At 44.3% G+C, this 19801-nt stretch carries 13 protein-coding genes, 1 tRNA gene and 1 pseudogene; 7 read left to right on the forward strand and 8 right to left on the reverse strand.

What is annotated here, in order from left to right:
• Nucleotides 1–14: 14 nt before the first annotated feature.
• The 3 genes from QK890_RS09070 to QK890_RS09080 all read right to left on the reverse strand — a co-directional run bounded on the left by QK890_RS09070 (nt 15) and on the right by QK890_RS09080 (nt 2744).
• The gene (locus tag QK890_RS09070) at nt 15–518 is read right to left on the reverse strand and encodes a pyridoxamine 5'-phosphate oxidase family protein (protein WP_005811941.1); all 504 of its coding nucleotides are present in this window, start codon (nt 516–518) and stop codon (nt 15–17) included.
• A 121-nt stretch (nt 519–639) separates the two neighbouring features.
• Nucleotides 640–1191 carry an FKBP-type peptidyl-prolyl cis-trans isomerase gene (locus QK890_RS09075; RefSeq protein WP_005779102.1) on the reverse strand — a complete coding sequence of 184 codons (552 nt, stop codon included), beginning with the start codon at nt 1189–1191 and terminating at the stop codon, nt 640–642.
• A gap of 11 nt (nt 1192–1202) precedes the next feature.
• Entirely contained in the window at nt 1203–2744 is a 1542-nt protein-coding gene (locus QK890_RS09080) for a glycine--tRNA ligase (protein WP_005779103.1), read from the reverse strand.
• 184 nt (nt 2745–2928) lie between these two features.
• Here QK890_RS09080 and QK890_RS09085 point away from each other — a divergent pair, with 184 nt between their 5' ends.
• From QK890_RS09085 to QK890_RS09095, 3 genes are read left to right on the forward strand one after another with little or no spacing between them, the layout of a single operon-like run.
• On the forward strand, nt 2929–5577 hold the full coding sequence (locus QK890_RS09085) for a DNA gyrase/topoisomerase IV subunit A (RefSeq protein ID WP_122142943.1): 2649 nt from the start codon (nt 2929–2931) through the stop codon (nt 5575–5577).
• A gap of 57 nt (nt 5578–5634) precedes the next feature.
• Nucleotides 5635–6471, forward strand: coding sequence for a DUF3316 domain-containing protein (locus QK890_RS09090; RefSeq protein WP_229066957.1), 837 nt, complete (start codon nt 5635–5637; stop codon nt 6469–6471).
• Between the two features lie 14 nt (nt 6472–6485).
• Nucleotides 6486–7517, forward strand: coding sequence for a S41 family peptidase (locus tag QK890_RS09095; protein ID WP_005811948.1), 1032 nt, complete (start codon nt 6486–6488; stop codon nt 7515–7517).
• Nucleotides 7518–7593: 76 nt separating this feature from the next.
• Here QK890_RS09095 and QK890_RS09100 read toward each other — a convergent pair whose 3' ends face one another.
• Together QK890_RS09100 and QK890_RS09105 are read right to left on the reverse strand one after the other, a co-directional pair.
• Nucleotides 7594–9081 (reverse strand): RagB/SusD family nutrient uptake outer membrane protein, encoded by a 1488-nt coding sequence (locus QK890_RS09100; protein WP_227560136.1) that lies wholly within the window; start codon nt 9079–9081, stop codon nt 7594–7596.
• 29 nt (nt 9082–9110) lie between these two features.
• A complete protein-coding gene (locus QK890_RS09105; RefSeq protein ID WP_032542869.1) occupies nt 9111–12170 on the reverse strand; it encodes a TonB-dependent receptor in 3060 nt (1019 codons plus the stop codon).
• Nucleotides 12171–12511: 341 nt separating this feature from the next.
• Here QK890_RS09105 and QK890_RS09110 point away from each other — a divergent pair.
• A tRNA-Leu gene (locus tag QK890_RS09110) sits at nt 12512–12593 on the forward strand.
• An 83-nt stretch (nt 12594–12676) separates the two neighbouring features.
• Nucleotides 12677–13141 carry a hypothetical protein gene (locus QK890_RS09115; protein WP_050418560.1) on the forward strand — a complete coding sequence of 155 codons (465 nt, stop codon included), beginning with the start codon at nt 12677–12679 and terminating at the stop codon, nt 13139–13141.
• A gap of 465 nt (nt 13142–13606) precedes the next feature.
• On the opposite strand, the gene QK890_RS09120 is transcribed toward QK890_RS09115, so the two are convergent.
• From QK890_RS09120 to QK890_RS09130, 3 genes are all read right to left on the reverse strand, one after another.
• Nucleotides 13607–14338: a hypothetical protein gene (locus QK890_RS09120; RefSeq protein ID WP_139478934.1), complete on the reverse strand. Its 732-nt coding sequence runs from the start codon at nt 14336–14338 to the stop codon at nt 13607–13609.
• Nucleotides 14339–14587: 249 nt separating this feature from the next.
• Complete coding sequence (locus QK890_RS09125; RefSeq protein ID WP_367627308.1) at nt 14588–14941, reverse strand: hypothetical protein; 354 nt, start codon at nt 14939–14941, stop codon at nt 14588–14590.
• A 759-nt stretch (nt 14942–15700) separates the two neighbouring features.
• Nucleotides 15701–15973 carry a hypothetical protein gene (locus QK890_RS09130; RefSeq protein ID WP_367627309.1) on the reverse strand — a complete coding sequence of 91 codons (273 nt, stop codon included), beginning with the start codon at nt 15971–15973 and terminating at the stop codon, nt 15701–15703.
• A 113-nt stretch (nt 15974–16086) separates the two neighbouring features.
• Here QK890_RS09130 and QK890_RS09135 point away from each other — a divergent pair.
• Nucleotides 16087–16191 (forward strand): annotated as a pseudogene (locus QK890_RS09135) (transcriptional regulator); the annotation flags it as partial.
• A 533-nt stretch (nt 16192–16724) separates the two neighbouring features.
• Nucleotides 16725–19793: a TonB-dependent receptor gene (locus QK890_RS09140; protein ID WP_080715590.1), complete on the forward strand. Its 3069-nt coding sequence runs from the start codon at nt 16725–16727 to the stop codon at nt 19791–19793.
• Nucleotides 19794–19801 lie beyond the last annotated feature (8 nt).

Here is a 19801-nt window from a genome sequence, read left to right on the forward strand (position 1 = left end):
AAGGCAGGGGCTTCTTAATAATCCGGACAGGGCTGATTCATTTTCTTACACTTACCGGATATTGTTTTAATAACAAGTTTCAAGACGTGGGTACGGTGAAAAGACTTTTCCATATACTTCAACCCCACCTTTTTATCTTCCGGAGAATATTTATCAAGCAGAAGTTCCAATGCCTTTCGCTTCTCAGTTTCTTCTAACTGACAAATCATAGTCCCGTTAATCACGATACTTTCATACTCGGTACTAAATTGATTGGAAACAACGCGCGTGCGTCCTACCACGCAAAACGATGCCTGATTACAGTCTTGAAGTATACAAAGCTTACGCCCTTCGGGAGCACAATGAAAATAGATAGACTGTTGTTTATCCCATACATAATTAATGGGAATGCCATAAACACCTTCTTCAGGTGAAGAAATAGATAACACTCCGTATTCTCCATTTTCAAGTAAACTCATTGCTTCATCTTCCGATAAAAGGCGGTCCTTCCGTCGGATTAAATCGTTGATATATTCCATTCTATCAAAATAAAAAAAGTAATATTTACTAATAAATCCATAGAAAAAATCCCCTGACTTTTGCCTCAACCTTTAATTAAGCCAAAAATTAGGGGATTCAATATCCAGTGGAACCTATCCTTTATTCATCCAATATTTCTTCCAATTGCATATCAAAGATCAAGGTCGAATAGCCTGGAATTTTATCAGATCCGCTTGTTCCGTAAGCCAATTGCCACGGGATATAAACCAGCCACCTTTCTCCAACACGCATACGTTGTAATATCTCGGCCCAAGCAGAGACACCACCAACTGTAATAAAACTTTGGATAACAAATTTACTTGGTGAATCAAATGGACCCGGTTTATCCCCTTTAAAATTCTGATCAAATGTTTCTCCAAAAATGAAACTTCCACGATAGAATACATTTACAGAATCGGTATATAGAGGAATAGCTCCTGTATCATTAGAAATTTTCTTCTTATAGTAAATTCGCAACTTAGGATTTATTTCCGGTGCAAAAGCTTTCAGCTCGGGATCCTTCTTGTCATCAAATACCGTCTTCAAAGAATCAATATATCCTTCATTACGTGCCCTCCAATTATCAAACTTTGTAGCTTCTTTCGTCTCTTCACAAGAAACAAAGATAAGGGCCAGTAACAGCAACGGTAATAAATAGATTTTTTTGTTCATTCGCTAAAGAGTTATTGGATTGTTTTCAACAACGAGGTAATACTTACCCGGTCGGCAATGATATTATTCAATTCAGAGATTGCCACACGTTCCTGCTCCATAGTGTCGCGATTACGCAGTGTCACACAATTGTCTTCCAATGTCTGATGGTCAACAGTCACACAGTACGGAGTACCGATGGCATCCTGACGACGGTAGCGTTTACCGATACTGTCTTTTTCATCATACTGACAATGGAAGTGGAACTTAAGATTGTCAATGATCTCACGAGCCTTTTCAGGCAGTCCGTCTTTCTTTACCAACGGCATTACAGCCAACTTCACGGGTGCCAATGCAGCAGGCAATTTCAATACGATACGACTTTCACCGTTCTCCAGCTGTTCTTCACAATAAGCGGCAGACATAATGCTGAGAAACATACGATCGACACCGATCGAAGTTTCGATTACGTACGGAGTGTACGATTCATTCAACTCGGGATCAAAATATTTAATGCTCTTTCCGGAGAACTTCTCGTGCTGGGAAAGATCGAAATTAGTACGAGAGTGAATACCTTCTACTTCTTTGAAACCGAATGGCATCAGGAACTCAATATCGGTGGCGGCATTCGCGTAGTGAGCCAATTTATCGTGATCGTGGAAACGATAATGATCATCGCCAAAACCAAGTGCCTTGTGCCACTTCAAACGAATTTCTTTCCATTTCTTGAAATATTCCAATTCGCTGCCCGGACGAACGAAGAACTGCATCTCCATCTGTTCGAACTCACGCATGCGGAAGATAAACTGACGGGCTACAATTTCGTTACGGAAAGCTTTACCGATCTGAGCGATACCAAAAGGAACTTTCATACGACCGGTCTTCTGTACATTCAGGTAGTTTACGAAAATACCTTGCGCAGTTTCCGGACGAAGATAAATTTTCATGGCTCCATCGGCAGTAGACCCCATATCGGTAGAAAACATCAGATTAAACTGGCGGACTTCCGTCCAGTTCTTGGTCCCGGAAATAGGACATGCTATTTCTTCGTCGATAATGATCTGGCGAAGTTCTTCCAGATTGTTATCATTCAGTGCTTTTGCAAAACGTTCGTGCAATGCATCACGCTTTGCCTGATGTTCAAGAACACGGCCATTCGTGCTGCGGAATTGGGCTTCATCGAAAGCTTCGCCAAATCTCTTGGCAGCCTTGGCTACTTCCTTATTAATTTTATCGTCGTACTTAGCCAGTTGATCCTCGATCAGTACATCGGCACGATAGCGTTTTTTAGAGTCTTTGTTGTCAATCAACGGATCATTGAATGCATCCACATGTCCGGAAGCCTTCCAGATGGTAGGGTGCATAAAAATTGCAGAGTCAATGCCGACAATGTTTTCGTGCAGCAGCACCATGCTGTCCCACCAGTATTTTTTAATATTGTTTTTCAGTTCAACACCCATCTGTCCGTAGTCATACACTGCGCCCAATCCGTCGTAGATATCGCTTGAGGGGAACACAAAACCGTATTCTTTGCAATGTGATACTAACTTCTTAAAAACATCTTCTTGTGCCATCGTCTTATTTTCAATTTAGTCATTTACAATTTACATTTCATACATCTGCCTGTAAGCCAGACTCAGAAATAATCTGCAAAGTAAATGATTTTTTTCAATTAAATTCGTATTTTTGCCTGCACATCACCCAATAATGATGTAAAAAAGATAATTTGTTGTTAAAACCAGAGGGAAATTTGATTTTATGAGCGAAGAGAACAACGAGATTACGGAAGGACATTCTGACTATAAGCCGGCGGACTCACATAACGAAAGCATTAAACATCAACTTACAGGAATGTACCAGAACTGGTTTCTGGACTATGCTTCATACGTTATCCTCGAGCGAGCCGTGCCCCATATCAATGACGGACTGAAACCGGTGCAACGCCGCATCCTGCACTCCATGAAACGCATGGATGATGGACGGTATAACAAGGTGGCTAACATTGTAGGACATACGATGCAGTTTCACCCCCATGGCGATGCATCTATTGGTGACGCATTGGTACAGTTGGGACAGAAAGACTTATTGGTCGACTGCCAGGGTAACTGGGGTAATATCCTCACCGGTGACGGTGCGGCCGCTCCCCGTTATATCGAAGCACGCCTGTCAAAGTTTGCACTCGATGTAGTGTTCAACCCTAAAACAACCGAATGGAAACTGTCGTATGACGGACGAAACAAAGAACCTATCACCTTGCCGGTGAAGTTCCCACTTTTGCTGGCACAAGGAGTGGAAGGTATCGCCGTAGGACTTTCATCCAAGATCTTACCACATAACTTCAACGAACTTTGCGACGCTTCCATCAGTTACCTGCGAAACGAAGAGTTCAAACTATATCCCGACTTCCAGACCGGAGGTTCTATTGACGTGTCGAAATACAACGACGGTGAACGCGGTGGAGCAGTAAAGATACGGTCTAAAATCAATAAAGTAGACAATAAAACACTCGCCATTACCGAAATTCCTTATGGCAGGACTACGACTTCGGTCATCGACTCCATCCTGAAAGCCGTCGACAAAGGAAAAATAAAGATACGCAAGGTAGACGACAACACAGCAGCCAACGTAGAGATCCTTGTCCATCTGGCTCCGGGCACTTCATCGGACAAAACAATCGATGCCCTCTATGCTTTTACGGATTGCGAAGTAAGCATCTCGCCCAACTGTTGTGTGATTGATGATCAGAAGCCTCACTTCCTCACCATCAGCCACGTCCTGAGAAAATCTGCCGACAATACATTGTCCCTGCTTCGCCAGGAACTGGAAATCAAGAAAGACGAACTACAGGAAAGCCTGCATTTCGCTTCTCTTGAAAAGATATTCATTGAAGAGCGCATTTATAAAGATAAAGAGTTCGAACAGTCTAAAGATATGGATGCCGCCTGCGCACACATCGACGAACGGTTGACTCCTTTCTATTCGCAATTCATACGTGAAGTGACGAAAGAAGACATCCTCCGCCTGATGGAAATCAAGATGGGACGTATCCTGAAGTTCAATTCCGACAAGGCGGAAGAGGCTATTGCCCGCATGAACGAAGACATTGCCGAGATCAACAATCATCTGGCCAACATCGTGGAGTACACCATCCAATGGTACCGGATGCTTAAAGATAAATATGGGAAAAACTTCCCCCGACGTACTGAGTTGCGCAACTTCGACACCATTGAAGCCGCCAAAGTGGTGGAAGCCAACGAAAAGCTCTATATCAACCGTGAAGAAGGTTTCATCGGAACGTCATTAAAGAAAGACGAATTCGTGGCATGCTGTTCGGACATCGATGATGTGATCATCTTCTACCGGGACGGGCGTTACATGGTCACTCCCGTAGCCGACAAAAAGTTTGTGGGCAAAAACGTAATCTACGTCAATGTATTTAAGAAGAATGACAAACGCACCATCTACAACGTAGCCTACCGCGACGGTGCAGAAGGAACACACTATATCAAACGGTTTGCAGTCACTTCCATCGTACGCGACCGTGAATACGACGTGACACAAGGTAAACCCGATTCACGCATTTCTTATTTCAGTGCCAACCCCAATGGTGAAGCTGAAATCATCAAGGTCACCTTGAAACCTAATCCTCGTGTACGCCGCATCATCTTCGAGCGTGATTTCAGTGAAGTGACCATTCGCAGCCGACAAAGTCTGGGTGTCATTCTGACACGCCTGCCGGTACACAAAATTGTATTGAAACAACGGGGAGGCTCTACACTGGGCGGACGTAAAGTATGGTTCGACCGCGATGTGCTCCGCCTCAATTACGACGGCCGGGGTGAATATTTGGGTGAGTTCCAGAGCGACGACAGCATCCTTGTTGTGCTGAACACCGGAGAGTTCTATACCTCAAACTTCGATCTCAGCAATCACTACGAAGATAATGTGAGTATCGTCGAGAAGTTCGATGCCAACAAGATATGGACGGCTGCGCTTTATGATGCCGACCAACAGAACTATCCGTACCTGAAACGTTTCTGCTTCGAAGCCACTGCCCGTAAGCAGAACTATCTGGGTGAGAACAAACATAACCGCCTGATTTTACTGACGGATGAGTATTACCCAAGATTGGAGATCATCTTCGGAGGTCACGACAGTTTCCGCGAACCTGTTGTCATTGATGCCGAAGAGTTCATTGCCGTCAAAGGTTTTAAGGCCAAAGGGAAACGTCTCACTACTTATACAGTAGAGACCATCAACGAACTGGAACCGACCCGTTTCCCGGATCCGCCACAAACCACGGATGATGAAAACACGGATGAAGAACCGGAAAATCTGGACCCGGACAATGGTAAAACAGAAAACGACATACTCGATGAAATGACCGGACAGATGAAGCTGTTTTAGCACAAGTCCAAGATAAAACTGCGTATGAAAGTAAATACAAGTATATTGCTATTATTAATGATAGCAATCGCTCTCCCTTCTTTTGGAGGGAACGGAAATGGTAACGGCACAGACTCACTTCAAGCTACCCGCTATGTGACACGTGCCACCATGTACGGTGTGGGATACACCAATGTATTCGACACCTATCTTTCTCCGCAGGAATATAAAGGTATCGAATTTCGTATCTCACGCGAAACAATGCGTATGACCGCCTGGGGCGATGGCAATGTCTCGGTACAGAACTTTTTCCAGGCAAACCTGGCATATACTCACAACCGGGTAGATAACAACAATACATTTGCCGGATTAGTGAATTGGAACTATGGACTGCACTATCAGTTCCGCATAACAGACAACTTTAAGCTGCTTGCCGGAGGAATGGGAGATTTCAACGGCGGCTTTGTCTACAATCTGCGCAATACCAACAATCCGGCCTCAGCCCGTGCTTACATCAACCTGGACGCTTCGGGAATGGCCATCTGGCATACAAAAATAAAAAATTATCCGTTGGCATTACGTTACCAGGTTAATCTTCCGGTAATAGGGCTCATGTTCTCTCCCCATTACGGGCAATCTTACTACGAAATATTCACACTCGGACACGCCAGTGGCGTAGTCCGTTTTACTTCTCTGCATAATCAGCCGGCGTTACGACAGATGATATCAGTCGACTTTCCAATCAGATATACCAAAATGCGCCTTAGCTATTTGTGTGATCTCCAACAATCCAAACTGAACGGAATCAAGACACATACTTATTCACAAGTTTTCATGGTGGGATTTGTACACGATCTGTTCCGTATCCGAAATAAGAACGGAACTCCCCTGCCACCTGCCGTCAGAGCCTATTAAAACAGAAGTGAATCATGAAGAATCCTCCTATCCATAGTATCCTGCAACAAAGCTTCTGCCTGATTTTCTTTCTGGCTCTCCTCTCTTCCTGTATCCGGGAAGAAGAGTATGCCAACGATCCACAAGGAAACTTTGAGCAGTTATGGAAAATCATCGACCGGCAATATTGCTTTCTCGATTACAAACAAATCGACTGGGATGATATCTATACCCAATATCAAAAACGTATTACCCCGAATATGAGCAACGAAGGGCTGTTCGAAGTTCTGAGTGAAATGCTTTATGAATTGCAGGACGGGCATGTCAATCTGGCTTCGGCACACAACGTGTCTTATTACGACGCCTGGTATCAAGATTATCCCCGTAACTTCCGTGCAGACCTGGTTGAAGATTCCTATCTGGGCCGTGCCAGTACGGACTATCGTACGGCAGCAGGCCTCAAATATAAGATACTGAAAGACAACATCGGCTATATACGGTATGAAAGCTTTGCCGACCCGATTGGCAACGGCAACTTGGACGAAGTGCTCTCCTACCTGGCCATTTGCAATGGACTAATTATCGATGTGCGCGATAATGGTGGTGGAAACGCGACAAATTCCGCCCGCATCGCTTCCCGATTCACTAACGAAAAGGTTCTGACAGGATACATCTGCCATAAGACAGGAACCGGACACAACGACTTCTCTAAACCCTATGCCATCTATCTGGAACCGGCCAATGGGGTACGCTGGCAAAAGAAAGCAGTCGTGTTGACCAATCGCCGTTCTTTCAGCGCAACCAACGATTTTGTCAACCACATGCGTTGCCTGCCCAATGTCACCATCATCGGAGATAAAACCGGAGGAGGATCGGGTATGCCCTTTACCTCCGAATTACCCAACGGGTGGAGCGTACGTTTCTCTGCCAGCCCTCACTTCGATGCACAGATGAAGCACATCGAGTTCGGCATTGAACCGGACATTAAGGTAGATATGCTGCAAGAAGACGAAATGAGAGGAAAAGATACACTGATAGAGATCGCCCGCAGATTCCTCAGTGAATAACTGTCTGGTGTCTCACAACATGCCGGTTCGAGCCTTGTCATCCGAAAAACCGGTATATCTCACCTCCCAGAAAGCATTAACGCGGATTCTGCACCATATTCGGGTTAGCATCTATCTCCGCCTGCGGAATAGGTAATGCTACCCGCGGATCAGACGGAGCAATAACTGCAGCAGCCGCTACAGAAGGCAAATGCCAACCACCGGTACGATTTACAGACAAACCATTTCGCATGGCATCAAAGAACGCATGTCCCTCTCCTACCAATTCCTTACGGCGCTCTTTCAAGATACGCTCCAGGCTCAACTCCGATTCTTTCACGCACTTCGCCGGATTAGCACGGCTCACGATGGCATTAAGACAATCCAAAGAAAATTTCAGATTTTCTGCTCCCCCCAACTTAAAGGCAGCTTCGGCAGCATTCAGGTAAACTTCGGAGAGGCGGATTATACAAATGTCATTGTCCTGCGGATTATCCCCCGTCTTACCCGGATATTTATTCAGATATTTAGGATGACCCTTGGAACCTTCGGGCAATAGGTCCTCTTCCGGTTTCTCCGGCAAACGATTCAATGAATGACGCACATCATCCGGATCTTCTCCCAACAGATCGAGGAATGCTTTGGTCAGTACAAGGTTGTTCCAATCCTTCACATTATCGGCATAAACCATCGGAGCGCCTTCACCTCCCGTTCCGCCATCAGGCTCGGAAAGAGTGTAGTAAAACTCAAACAGTGACTCAGAACTGAAGTCTTTTCCCCATACTGTAGGATATTCATCGTGTGTGAACAACTGATACAATCCACCGTTATTCATCACTTCCTTGGCCAATGCGAGAGCCTTTTCATTATCATTCATATAAAGATATACCCGTGAAAGTAATGCTTTGACACTCCACACATTAAGATAACCGTTTTTCTTATCAGCGGAAAGTGCCGAGAGTTTCAGTGCACCTGTCATATCGTCTATCACCTGCTGATAGCATTCGGCCACCGTATTGCGGGCAGGCTGGTGAGTAGGCAAAGTTGTTTTAATCTCAATAGGTACTCCCAAAGAAGTACCATTGTTCAAGGTATAGGGCATAGCAAACAGACGGGTGAGATCGAACAAAGCCAATCCACGCAAAGCAAGCGCTTCAGCTTTGATACAGTTGAGAGCCACAGCATCATCGGTAACCACCGCACCGGATTCTATTCTTTCCAGCAGACTATTTGCCTGATGAATGACACTATAAGGCTGATTCCATACACGGGTAATATTCAAGGCATCATCTGCCGTGACATTGAACTCATAATAAGGTGATACACGTTTTCCGGCTCCCTTGCTGACACGTGCTTGAACATCTTCACCACGGCAATCGGCATAATAGAGATAATTATCACCATAATAACTATGTGAAGCGGCAATGCGATAAATGCCGTTCAAAGCTATTTGTGCCTCCTCAAGTGTACGGATGGCTTGCGGAGTAGTCACAGAGGTAGATGGATTTAAATTCAGCCAGTCGCCGGAACAAGAAGAACCCACAAGCGACATAGCGGCAAACATGTATATAAGTGTACGTTTCATATATCTGAATATTAATAATGATGAATGATTTAGAAAGTTATCTCAACCCCAAAATTGAAGGTACGCATGGGAGGAGCCTCACAGAACACCTCACCATTAACCGGTACTTCAGGATCATACTGTTTCCATTTGGCCCATGTCAGCAGATTACTTCCTGAGAAGTAGACACGTGCATTCTCTATCAGTGCCTTTTGTACCCATCTGCTGGGAAGTGTGAAACCGAGTGTCAGGTTCTTGAGGCGGATGTGATCGGTACTGTGAATATAGCGGGATGAATTTTGTGGACCGGCTCCCTGTTCCAATACAAAACGAGGCACATCAGTTCTATCTCCCGGCTTCTGCCAACGGTCCAAAGCATATACAGGCAGGTTGTATGACTTTTCTTTGCTGCCGTCAGTTTCTATCAGAGTACCTGTCTTGTCAAAAGAATATCCTCCCAACGAATAGGTAAAGGTAAGTCCCAGATCAAACCACTTATAAGAAATGATATTAGTGAACCCTCCCGATATCTTAGGATCAGCAGATTTATACGGAATAGCTTGCGCTTTAGAAGCATCGTCAGTCATCTCTCTATTATAATTCCCCTGTTCATCTTGTGTATTGAGATAATAAAGAGCTTTCCCGGTCGACGGGTCTACTCCGGCAAACTCTTTCACGTAGAAACTATTGTAAGGAAGACCTATTTTATGAATAAACCAGGAGCCCTCGACAGATTGCTTTATATCTCCGTCCAGTGCCACGATTTTATTACGGTTATGTGTTAAATTCAGCACCGATGTCCAGTTGAAGTCAGGACCGGCAAAGTTAATCGTGCGTAGTTCGAACTCCACCCCTTTGTTGTTGAGCTGACCGATGTTTGCAAGATAGTTCAGGAAACCGGTAGTGGAACTGATAGGGCGATTATAAAGCAAGTCCTTTGTATCGCGGTTGTAGTATTCGAGATTCACAAAGATACGGTCAATAAAAGTCAGGCTAAGCCCAATATTCAGGTTATAGTTCTTTTCCCATTTCAGTTTGGGATTGGCTTGGGCAGACTCATATGAACCTGCTGCCCCCATGTAGTTCTGCCCGTAGCTGTATAGCCCCATATATCCGTAAAAAGCTCCCGGCTGATTCCCATTGACACCATAAGAAGCACGGATTTTCACATCGTTCAATACCGGCTTCACAGCCTCCATAAAAGGTTCACTGCCCAGATGCCACATACCGGAAACAGACCAGAAGTCTCCCCACCGACTTTCCGGAGCAAGACGGGAACTGCCATCGCGGCGATAACTGCCTGCAATGTAATAACGATTATCGTAATCATAGTTCAAACGGGACAGGTAAGAAATCATTCTGTATGCCTGTGTAGAAGAAACAAAGCTCTTCAGCACAGCGGCATTATCCGGCTCAAGCAACACATCCGAGGGGAGTTTAGCCTTCTCTCCCATAGCTTTATCACTCTGATAGCTTTCCAATTCATAGGCAGCCAAAATGTCAAGGTGATGTTTAGCGGCAAATGTGTGGGTATAGTTGAGTGAAGTAGACGACAATAGCTTACCATATTCGGTAAATCCCTTTGAGGTCTGAGCATCACTTCCGCTCTTGGGACCTGCCCCGCTAAGCGGATTCAAATAGCGGGAATCTTTCTGTACAGTATAGTCATAGCTCAGGGTCTCTTTCAGTTTCAATCCTTTGATGATATCTACCGAAGCATAACCGGTGGAGAACATACGTGTCATACGACTGCGGTTATAGTCGGTACGGATGTCACGAAGCGGATTCACATTGGTTCCTATATAAGACCCCACATAGTTGCCCGAAGCGTCACGCACAGGCATGGAAGGTGTGGCAGATACAGCAACACAAAGGAAAGGATTGATATTGGAACCGCGCTCCTCGTTCATCTCCTGACTTATTTGGGTGAACATCATGTTACCTCCTACCTCGACACGGCTACCCATTTTATGTGTCATGTTCAGGCGGGCAGAGTAACGGTCCAGATTAGAATTCTCGACCAGACCTTCCTGACGGTTAAAGCCGAGAGAAGCATAAAAAGTAGTTCGCTCGTTACCTCCGGAAGCAGTCACCTCGTAGTTTTGATTATGAGCGGTTCGGATCAGTTCTTTCCTCCAATCAGTATATCCCAGTTCCGGTATCCCCGCATATGTATCAATATTGGCGTTTGCATATGCTTCGGGAGATTGGAGTCCCTTGTCTACTGCAGAGTTGTAAAGACCTTCATAAATCATTTCACGGCGTTGTTCACCGTTCAATGTGGGACGGAAGTTGACAGCTGCATTAGAAAAGCCTCCGCTCGCGCTCAAAGTAACTTTAGTCCGCCCTGCCGCTCCTTTCTTGGTAGTGATCAGAATCACCCCGTTCGCGGCACGCGAACCGTAAAGAGAAGCGGCGGCGGCATCCTTTATCACTGTAATATTCTCGATATCGGCAGGATTAAGAGTACTCATCACATTTGTTTTGGCATTATTCATATAGGCGGCATCAGCTCCCGTACCGGCTCCCATACTGCCGGATGTGACCGGTATACCGTCAATCACAAAAAGAGGTTCATTGGATGCATTGAATGAACCCATACCACGGATACGAATACTCTGGTTAGCTCCCGGCTGGCCGGAACCGGAAGTAATATTTACCCCCGTGGTCATACCTTGCAACTTCTGTTCTACAGAAAGTACCGGTACGTTTTTCAGCATGTCGGCCCGTAAGGTGTTAGCTGATCCGGTAAAGGATGACTTTGAAAAATTTCCGTATCCGGTCACCACAACTTCATCCAGATTAAGTGATTCGGGCTGCAACACCACATTCAAGACTCCATTCTTCGGCACTTTGACCTCAGACGATTTCATTCCTATATAGGATATGACAAGGATTTTATCTGATGGTTCTATTTTCAGAGTGTAACGGCCGTCCATATCCGTTACCACTCCCCTTCCCGGTACCCCTTTTACGGCAACCGTAGCTCCGATAAGCGGCTGTTTATCCTCCGATGACGTCACTAAACCTTTTATTTCCAACTGTTGTGCTTGCACATGTATACCACACATACACAACAAGATAATCAACACTGTTTTCAAACTTCTCATTGGCTAATCATTTTAAATCTACAAATACCTATTTGCACTTGTACTCCAATAATTGTACCTCAAAAGTATTGATGAAATCAATAAAGTCTAAACATCAGTAAATAAGAGTATTAAATATTCAAGAAAAGCTAAAAATGAAAAGAAGGGTTGTAGAACTGCTCCACAAAGATGTGGAACTATTCTACAACCCTCTTGACAAGAGCCCCTGAGAGGAAAAGCTACATTGATAGAGATCGCCCGCAGATTCCCCGGTAAATAACTTTATTGCTTATAAATTTGTAAAATCGGAAAAAGTATCTATCTTTGCAGCGCAAAACTCCAAACGAGTGAGCATTTAGTGAGCGGATGTGGCGTAATTGGTAGCCGCGCCAGACTTAGGATCTGGTGTCTCGCGACGTGTAGGTTCGAGTCCTATCATCCGCACAAACTTTCAATGTTGTAAAAAAAGCCTGCTAAAACAATTGTTTTGGCGGGCTTTTTCTTTAAACCCGCAACATACTACCCAAATGAATAAAAGGAAAAAGAGACGCACCAGCGAAAAGATGCGGAGATATAATATCAGCTTAAAACGTCCCCAAGAAGAATTTTTGGAGATGGTCAAAGAATGGAAAAAATGCAGCCCGGAAAGAGAAAAGCAACGCAGAAAGGAGGCCAAACGAGAAAAATGGAAAAAATGGCTGACATTGAAAGTATTCAGAGAGTATGACATAGTAATGCTCTGTATTGCCGGTCTGATATTGTCCCTGACTTTTTTTATTTATGGAATGTTCCTATGTATTATAGGACTATTTACGATCTCCCACACAGCAAGAGCCATTCAACCACTCCTCAATGGCATTTTTATGACGATAACAAGTGGCATAATTCTTACCTGCCTCTGCCCCATTTTGAAAGATATCATTGTAGCTATCTACAAAGATAAAAAAGAAAAAAGAGAAAGAAATGAGCAAAAGAAAAACACCGGGAAATAAATCAATGTAAGGCCTTCTCATACGAAAAATGCATTTCGATCTTCCATCTTCCACCTTTTAGAGTTTATTGCCCTAATAATCAAAGAAATGACCGGGTGGAAGATCGCGTTTTTCAGTCCTTTATCTTCCACCTGTATCTTCCATCCTCCACCTACTGTTTTAAGGCGAAAACGCTACACAGACCATTGATTATCAATCAAGAACCATGTATTTCCTAAGCAAACACGCCTCTTAAAGCATTTTGTTTTCTCTTCGTGTTCAACCGGAAATGGTGCAATCTACATCTGGTCCCAGGCAGGTGTGCCCATGGGCCCGTGTACCCGGGACCATAAGCCCGTATACCTGGGCTTATGAGCCCGGGTGCCCGGGCCCGGATAAGGATACCGACACGAATGATTAACCACTTATAATTAAACAATTAAATATGCGATAAAATAAAGAAACAATTCGTTTTGATTGGTTAGATTACAGTTCCTGCCAGCTTTGAGTATGCTTCTCATCTCCTTGTACATAATAGTATGCAGGAGTTCTTCCCTCCGGGAAAGTAGGTTCAAACGGTTCGGGGCAATTTTCCACCGGCGTATTCAATGGAAGTATATCCACTTTCCCTGTTTTTGTTATGCCATAGATTTCTTCTATCCTAAATAAGATTGAATCACCGTTCATAATAGGATACTTCCCGACACATACACATCCGGCATAGTAGTCATCTTTTAATTTACAATGAACACTATAAGTAGTCCCCTCGTTTATTCGAATTACTCCGGTCAATGTGTATTGCCCTTCGGATTTATTCTGTGTAGAAATGATTAGCCAATTGGGATATTCATATTTATTTGCAGATATATAATCACATAAAACCACAGGGTTTTCTTCCGACAATATAGTTCCATCATTATCTGCAAATACACTATCCTGTATTCCGAACAACTTTCCTAACCCTTTTGAAGTGATGATGTATTCCTCCCTGTCAGGTTCGGTAAAGTCATTCCATTCTTTTTTAGTCCTATATTTCATTCCTAAAGCAACCGTAGAAAAGTCTTTAACTGTATTTTCATTAAGAACATCTTTAATCGTGTCACTGGATGCAATGTTCTGAGTCAAAGATTCCGTAGTCTTTAACTGCCTGTTATTCACAGGATCGCTACAGCTAAGCACGACTATTAAGAGAATCACACAAGCACTAATTTTATTCATTTTTTCACAAGTTTTTTCTTCAAATACAGCCATGAATCAGCACATATCTGTAGCGAACAAATATACATCAAAAATTAAAAAGGGTAATGTGTCTGATAAATTATTCGTGCTCTTGTATACTAAAGAAAAAGAACCGCTGTCCTCCGGGGGGATAGAGTGACAGCGGTTCGGCGAGCTAACTGGTTAGGTGAGCAGAATTTAGATTCAAGGCCAATTATAAAAGAGAATTTATTATGAAAGATCAAAGTACTATAGCCCGTCTATAATGACGGGAGTTTTGTGATAACGGCTCTTTTTGCACATTTGGTTGATTCGGGGTTTATATTTAGAAGTAGCATAGGCATAACTTGGGGTGACTTTCAAGCGAGAATATTTCACTTTGTGGATTTCCAAAAGAAGTTCGGCCACATAAACAATCACTTCTGAACGTTCGGCAATGCAGAGGGAACAGAAACTTTCTAAATATTCATAATCCCGGGTAGAGAGTGTATAATGCAGAATCTTTTTACCTCGCTGAAAAATATATTCCAACTTATACCAACCGCTTGCGTTGGTTTTGCGTCGATGGAAATACAGGATTTTGATAGTAGATTGTTTGCCCATAGTTCAAACGTAAATCGGGCAGGGAAAAATGAACGGCCCTGCTGACCCGTTTGCACTACGTAATCTCAATGCGAAGCAAAGGAAAAACATATGCTAACCCATTACAAGTTAGACACGGGGGCAGAGCCGTTTTATCCTAAAGCTGCGGACATAAAATAGATTATGTCCGTAGCCAGTTTAAAACAAAGAGATGTTATCCCTTCGTTTCGCATTAATAAAAATACGTAGTGCACCACAAAGATGGTGATAATTTTCAAATAACCATAGCAAAACGACAAAAAATGTACAATGAAACACTTTTATAGGTGGAATTGTTTGCTGAACGTCCTTTGTATAGGGGAGATTTAATGAAAACAGAACGGTTCTGCTTACCCGTTTGAACTATCAAACTTTCAATGCCAAGGCAAGAAAGAAAAATATGCCGCCCCATTACAGTATCAGACACGGGAACAGAACCGTTTATCTAAAGTTTTAAATAGCTGTCTCTCAGCAGCCGCCAAGTAAGCGGCAAGACCGACGCCACTGGAAACACACAAAGGTGCACATAATTTCCATATCACCAGCGCAGCCCCTACACATTTTTTCCCTTTTTTCTTAAACATCCATCAGGACACGGACGGGCAGCCGGCAATGAATTTCGGCAGAAAATACCGGACGACGCAGGAGCGCAGGATATTTTGTGCTGAAATAGCGTAGCGGTCATTGATGAATGAACGGCTGCGACCTATCTTTGTGCATGAAAAGAGGAAAAATACCCCTCTATCGGTTTCCGTCATTTTCCGGGTTAAAGATGTAGTTGTATTCACTGATCGTCATACAGTCAAACGGCGATTTAGGTTTGAGTAGTGTCCGGCTGGGCTCAATCTGGGTTTGATTGTTGTGTATGGTTTCGTCTACTATACTTTGATATTGCCCGATGATTTCTTGTTGTCCTACAATGGCATATATACTGATGATCCATGTACTAATCACCAAGCAGTAAGCGGCTTTGTGTGGTAGCCCGAAGAAGTTTTGTTTGTCGTAATTTTCCATATAGCAGATTTAAAACCGGGACGTGCCCGTATTAGTGAATATAATTCTCAGAGAGGGAAGCGGCATCAACCCAGCAAAGCAATTATAAACCTAAACGGACACGTTTATTGTGTGTAGTAAGAGTAGAGAATGATGAAGGTAACTTGACCCTGAAAACCCTGATAGATATAGTTGAAAGGGGGCTTGGCGGTAAGCTGAATATCGAAGTACAAATTTAAACGGTTTCGCCCGGATGATGGAAACATCACCCGGGCGAATTGTTTCTATCCGGTTCGCTCAGAGACTATATCAATGTAGAAAAAAACGTATTTTCTTTATATATCTCCATGAACGTATAAAGAAAACGCATCTTTTTTTTATATATTTATGCGTCTCATCTTTATAAACACACAAAAAGAACTATATCAAATTCCCACGTTACCACTGCAACAAGAGATTGAGCCAAGAGCGGTTTTGAAGCAAATGGCCAAGTCGCACCGAAGGATAGTCCTCACAGTATAAATGGTTTCGCCCAGGTGATGCTTCTATCATCTGGGCGAATTGTTTTTGACCGATCCATTCAGGGAGCCATATATAAAAATACATTAGTCGGATTCCAAGTCCGATATATGTTAAAAGTGCAGGGAGTTTGAATCCGTTCACATCTTTTTCGACATTTATTTGTTTCATTGGGTACTTTTGCCGTCGATATAACTATCGAGTATCTGAAAGAGAACTGGCAGAAGGTGTGTTAAATCAAAATAGTTATACAATGGTAAAATTTAATGCAATGAAGACTAAACCTTTACGACCTCTTCGGCAGAAGAGAGCCTTATGGCTAAAAAGTGTATTTGTCCTGACGTGCCTACTGCTGAGCGCATCGGTAGCCATGGCGCAAACCAAAACAGTAACGGGTACTGTTACAGATTCAACCCATGAGCCCCTGATCGGCGCATCTATTCTGGTAAAAGGGACTTCTACCGGAGCCATCACCGATATGGATGGCAAATACTCCATTTCTGTTACCCCTGAAGATGTGCTTGTATTCTCGTATGTAGGATATGAAAAGCAGGAGATTAAAGTGGGGCAGCAGACTGTGATTAATGTCACGCTTAAAGACGACTCCCAAATGCTTGCCGAAACAGTAATTATCGGTTACGGTAGTGCCAAGAAACGTGACCTGACCGGTTCTATCACCAACATCAAGGGTTCGGAAATAGCCAACAAACCGGCCACTAACCCACTATCATCCCTACAAGGAAAGATTGCCGGTGTGCAGATTGTCAATTCCGGACAGGCAGGTGCCGATCCCGAAATCCGTATCCGCGGCACAAACTCCATCAATGGTTACAAGCCGCTGTATATTGTAGACGGACTCTTCAATGACAATATCAACTTCCTGAACCCAGAAGACATCGAATCGATGGAAGTATTGAAAGACCCCTCTTCATTGGCTATCTTCGGTGTACGTGGTGCCAACGGCGTGATCATCGTAACTACCAAACGCGCCAAAGAGGGACAGACGCTGGTCAACATCAACACCTCTTTCGGATGGAAAACCGTAGTAGACAAAATCAAAATGGTGAATGCGCCACAGTTCAAGGAACTCTATAACGAGCAGATGGCGAATCAGGGAAACACCCCATTCGACTTCAGCAACTGGAACGCAAATACGGACTGGCAAGACGAAATATTCCAGACCGGATTCATCACGAACAATAATATCAGTATCACAGGTGCTTCGGAAAAACATAGTTTCTATCTCGGTGTGGGCTACTCGCACGAACAGGGAAACATTAAGCATGAGAAGTATAGCAAAGTGACGATCAATGCAAGTAATGATTATAAGATCACCAAAGATATCAAAGTGGGATTTCAGTTCAACGGAGCACGAATGCTCCCGGCCGACAGCAAAACGGTTCTGAACGCAATTCGCACTACTCCTGTAGCTCCGGTTTACAACGAAGAATACGGTCTGTATACTTCATTGCCGGAATTCCAGAAAGCACAGATGACCAATCCGTTGGTCGACGTAGATCTGCGTGCCAACACCACCCGCGCCATCAATTACCGTGCATCGGGCAGCATTTACGGTGAAGTGGATTTCCTGAAGCATTTCACATTCAAAGCAATGTTCTCCATGGATTATGCCACCAATGACAGCCGGACTTACAAACCGATCATTAAAGTATATGACGCAACCGTAGCCGGCAATGTGGCTACACTTGGAACGGGAAAGACGGAAGTGAGCCAGAACAAACAAAACGAAACCAAAGTGCAGAGTGACTATCTGCTGACATACCAAAACAGTTTTGCCGATGGTACACACAACCTGACCGCTACTGCCGGTTTCACAACCTACTACAATTCACTCAGCGGACTGGATGCTTCACGCGGACAGGGTATCGGGCTGGTGATTCCGAATAATCCCGATAAATGGTTCGTCAGCATTGGCGATCTGGCTACCGCTACCAACGGAAGTACACAGTGGGAACGCACCACCGTGTCCATGCTGGCCCGTGTCATCTATAATTATAAAGGGAAATACCTGTTCAACGGCTCGTTCCGTCGTGACGGCTCATCGGCCTTCGCATACACGGGCAACCAATGGCAGAACTTCTACTCTGTAGGTGCCGGATGGCTGATGACTGAAGAGGAGTTCATGAAAGACATCACATGGCTGGACATGTTGAAACTGAAAGGTTCGTGGGGCACATTAGGTAACCAGAATATGGATAGGGCTTATCCGGCAGAACCGTTGTTGGAGAATGCTTTCGCTGCCGTATTCGGCAAACCGGCCATCATCTATCCGGGGTACCAACTGGCTTACCTGCCCAACCCGCGCCTCCGCTGGGAAAAAGTAGAAGCATGGGAAACCGGATTCGAGACCAATATGTTCCGCAACCGCTTCCATCTGGAAGGAGTATATTACAAGAAGAATACCAAAGACCTGCTGGCTACCGTACCGGGATTGTCGGGAACCGTACCGGGTATCGGAAACCTTGGAGAGATTGAGAACAAAGGTATCGAATTGATGGCCTCCTGGAGAGATCAGATCGGCGACTGGGGATATTCTGTCAGCGCGAACCTGACCACTATCAGTAACAAAGTGAAGAGTCTGGTACAGGAAGGATACTCCATCATCGCAGGCGACAAAAGCCAGAGCTACACAATGGCAGGCTATCCGATCGGTTATTTCTACGGCTACAAAGTAGCGGGCGTTTACCAAAACCAGGCCGAGATCGACGCTTCACCGGCGAATACACTGGCAACCGTCACACCCGGCGACCTTAAGTTTGCCGACGTAAACGGAGATGGAAAAATCACACCGGACGACCGCACGATGATCGGTGATCCGACACCGGACGTAACATACGGCATCAGCCTCGGCCTTTCATATAAGAACTGGGAAGTCAGCATGGAAATGATGGGACAAGGCGGCAATCAGATTTACCGTACCTGGGACAATTATAACTGGGCACAGTTCAATTATATGGAGCAACGTCTCGACCGCTGGCACGGAGAAGGCACATCGAACACGCAACCCCTGCTGAATACAAAACATGCCATCAACAGCGAGAACTCCGAGTACTTCATCGAAGACGGCAGCTTCTTCCGTATCCGTAACCTCCAACTGGCTTATAACTTCGACAAAACCTTGCTGGCGAAAATACGCATGCAGGCTCTGAAGGTTTATGTCAACATACAAAACCTGAAGACGTGGAAGCATAACACGGGCTATACACCGGAAATCGGTGGATCGGCCATTGCCTTCGGAGTGGATAACGGAACATATCCGGTACCGGCAGTCTATACATTTGGTATTAACTTAACATTTTAACGAAGCAG

Source organism: Bacteroides sp. NGMCC 1.200775, from assembly GCF_040798045.1.
GTDB classification, from domain to species: domain Bacteria; phylum Bacteroidota; class Bacteroidia; order Bacteroidales; family Bacteroidaceae; genus Bacteroides; species Bacteroides hominis.

Coding starts and splice junctions, on each gene's coding strand:
- QK890_RS09070 (WP_005811941.1), bottom strand. CDS start 518: ATGGAATATATCAACGATTTAATCCGACGGAAGGACCGCCTTTTATCG.
- QK890_RS09075 (WP_005779102.1), bottom strand. CDS start 1,191: ATGAACAAAAAAATCTATTTATTACCGTTGCTGTTACTGGCCCTTATC.
- QK890_RS09080 (WP_005779103.1), bottom strand. CDS start 2,744: ATGGCACAAGAAGATGTTTTTAAGAAGTTAGTATCACATTGCAAAGAA.
- QK890_RS09085 (WP_122142943.1), top strand. CDS start 2,929: ATGAGCGAAGAGAACAACGAGATTACGGAAGGACATTCTGACTATAAG.
- QK890_RS09090 (WP_229066957.1), top strand. CDS start 5,635: ATGATAGCAATCGCTCTCCCTTCTTTTGGAGGGAACGGAAATGGTAAC.
- QK890_RS09095 (WP_005811948.1), top strand. CDS start 6,486: ATGAAGAATCCTCCTATCCATAGTATCCTGCAACAAAGCTTCTGCCTG.
- QK890_RS09100 (WP_227560136.1), bottom strand. CDS start 9,081: ATGAAACGTACACTTATATACATGTTTGCCGCTATGTCGCTTGTGGGT.
- QK890_RS09105 (WP_032542869.1), bottom strand. CDS start 12,170: ATGAGAAGTTTGAAAACAGTGTTGATTATCTTGTTGTGTATGTGTGGT.
- QK890_RS09115 (WP_050418560.1), top strand. CDS start 12,677: ATGAATAAAAGGAAAAAGAGACGCACCAGCGAAAAGATGCGGAGATAT.
- QK890_RS09120 (WP_139478934.1), bottom strand. CDS start 14,338: ATGAATAAAATTAGTGCTTGTGTGATTCTCTTAATAGTCGTGCTTAGC.
- QK890_RS09125 (WP_367627308.1), bottom strand. CDS start 14,941: ATGGGCAAACAATCTACTATCAAAATCCTGTATTTCCATCGACGCAAA.
- QK890_RS09130 (WP_367627309.1), bottom strand. CDS start 15,973: ATGGAAAATTACGACAAACAAAACTTCTTCGGGCTACCACACAAAGCC.
- QK890_RS09140 (WP_080715590.1), top strand. CDS start 16,725: ATGGTAAAATTTAATGCAATGAAGACTAAACCTTTACGACCTCTTCGG.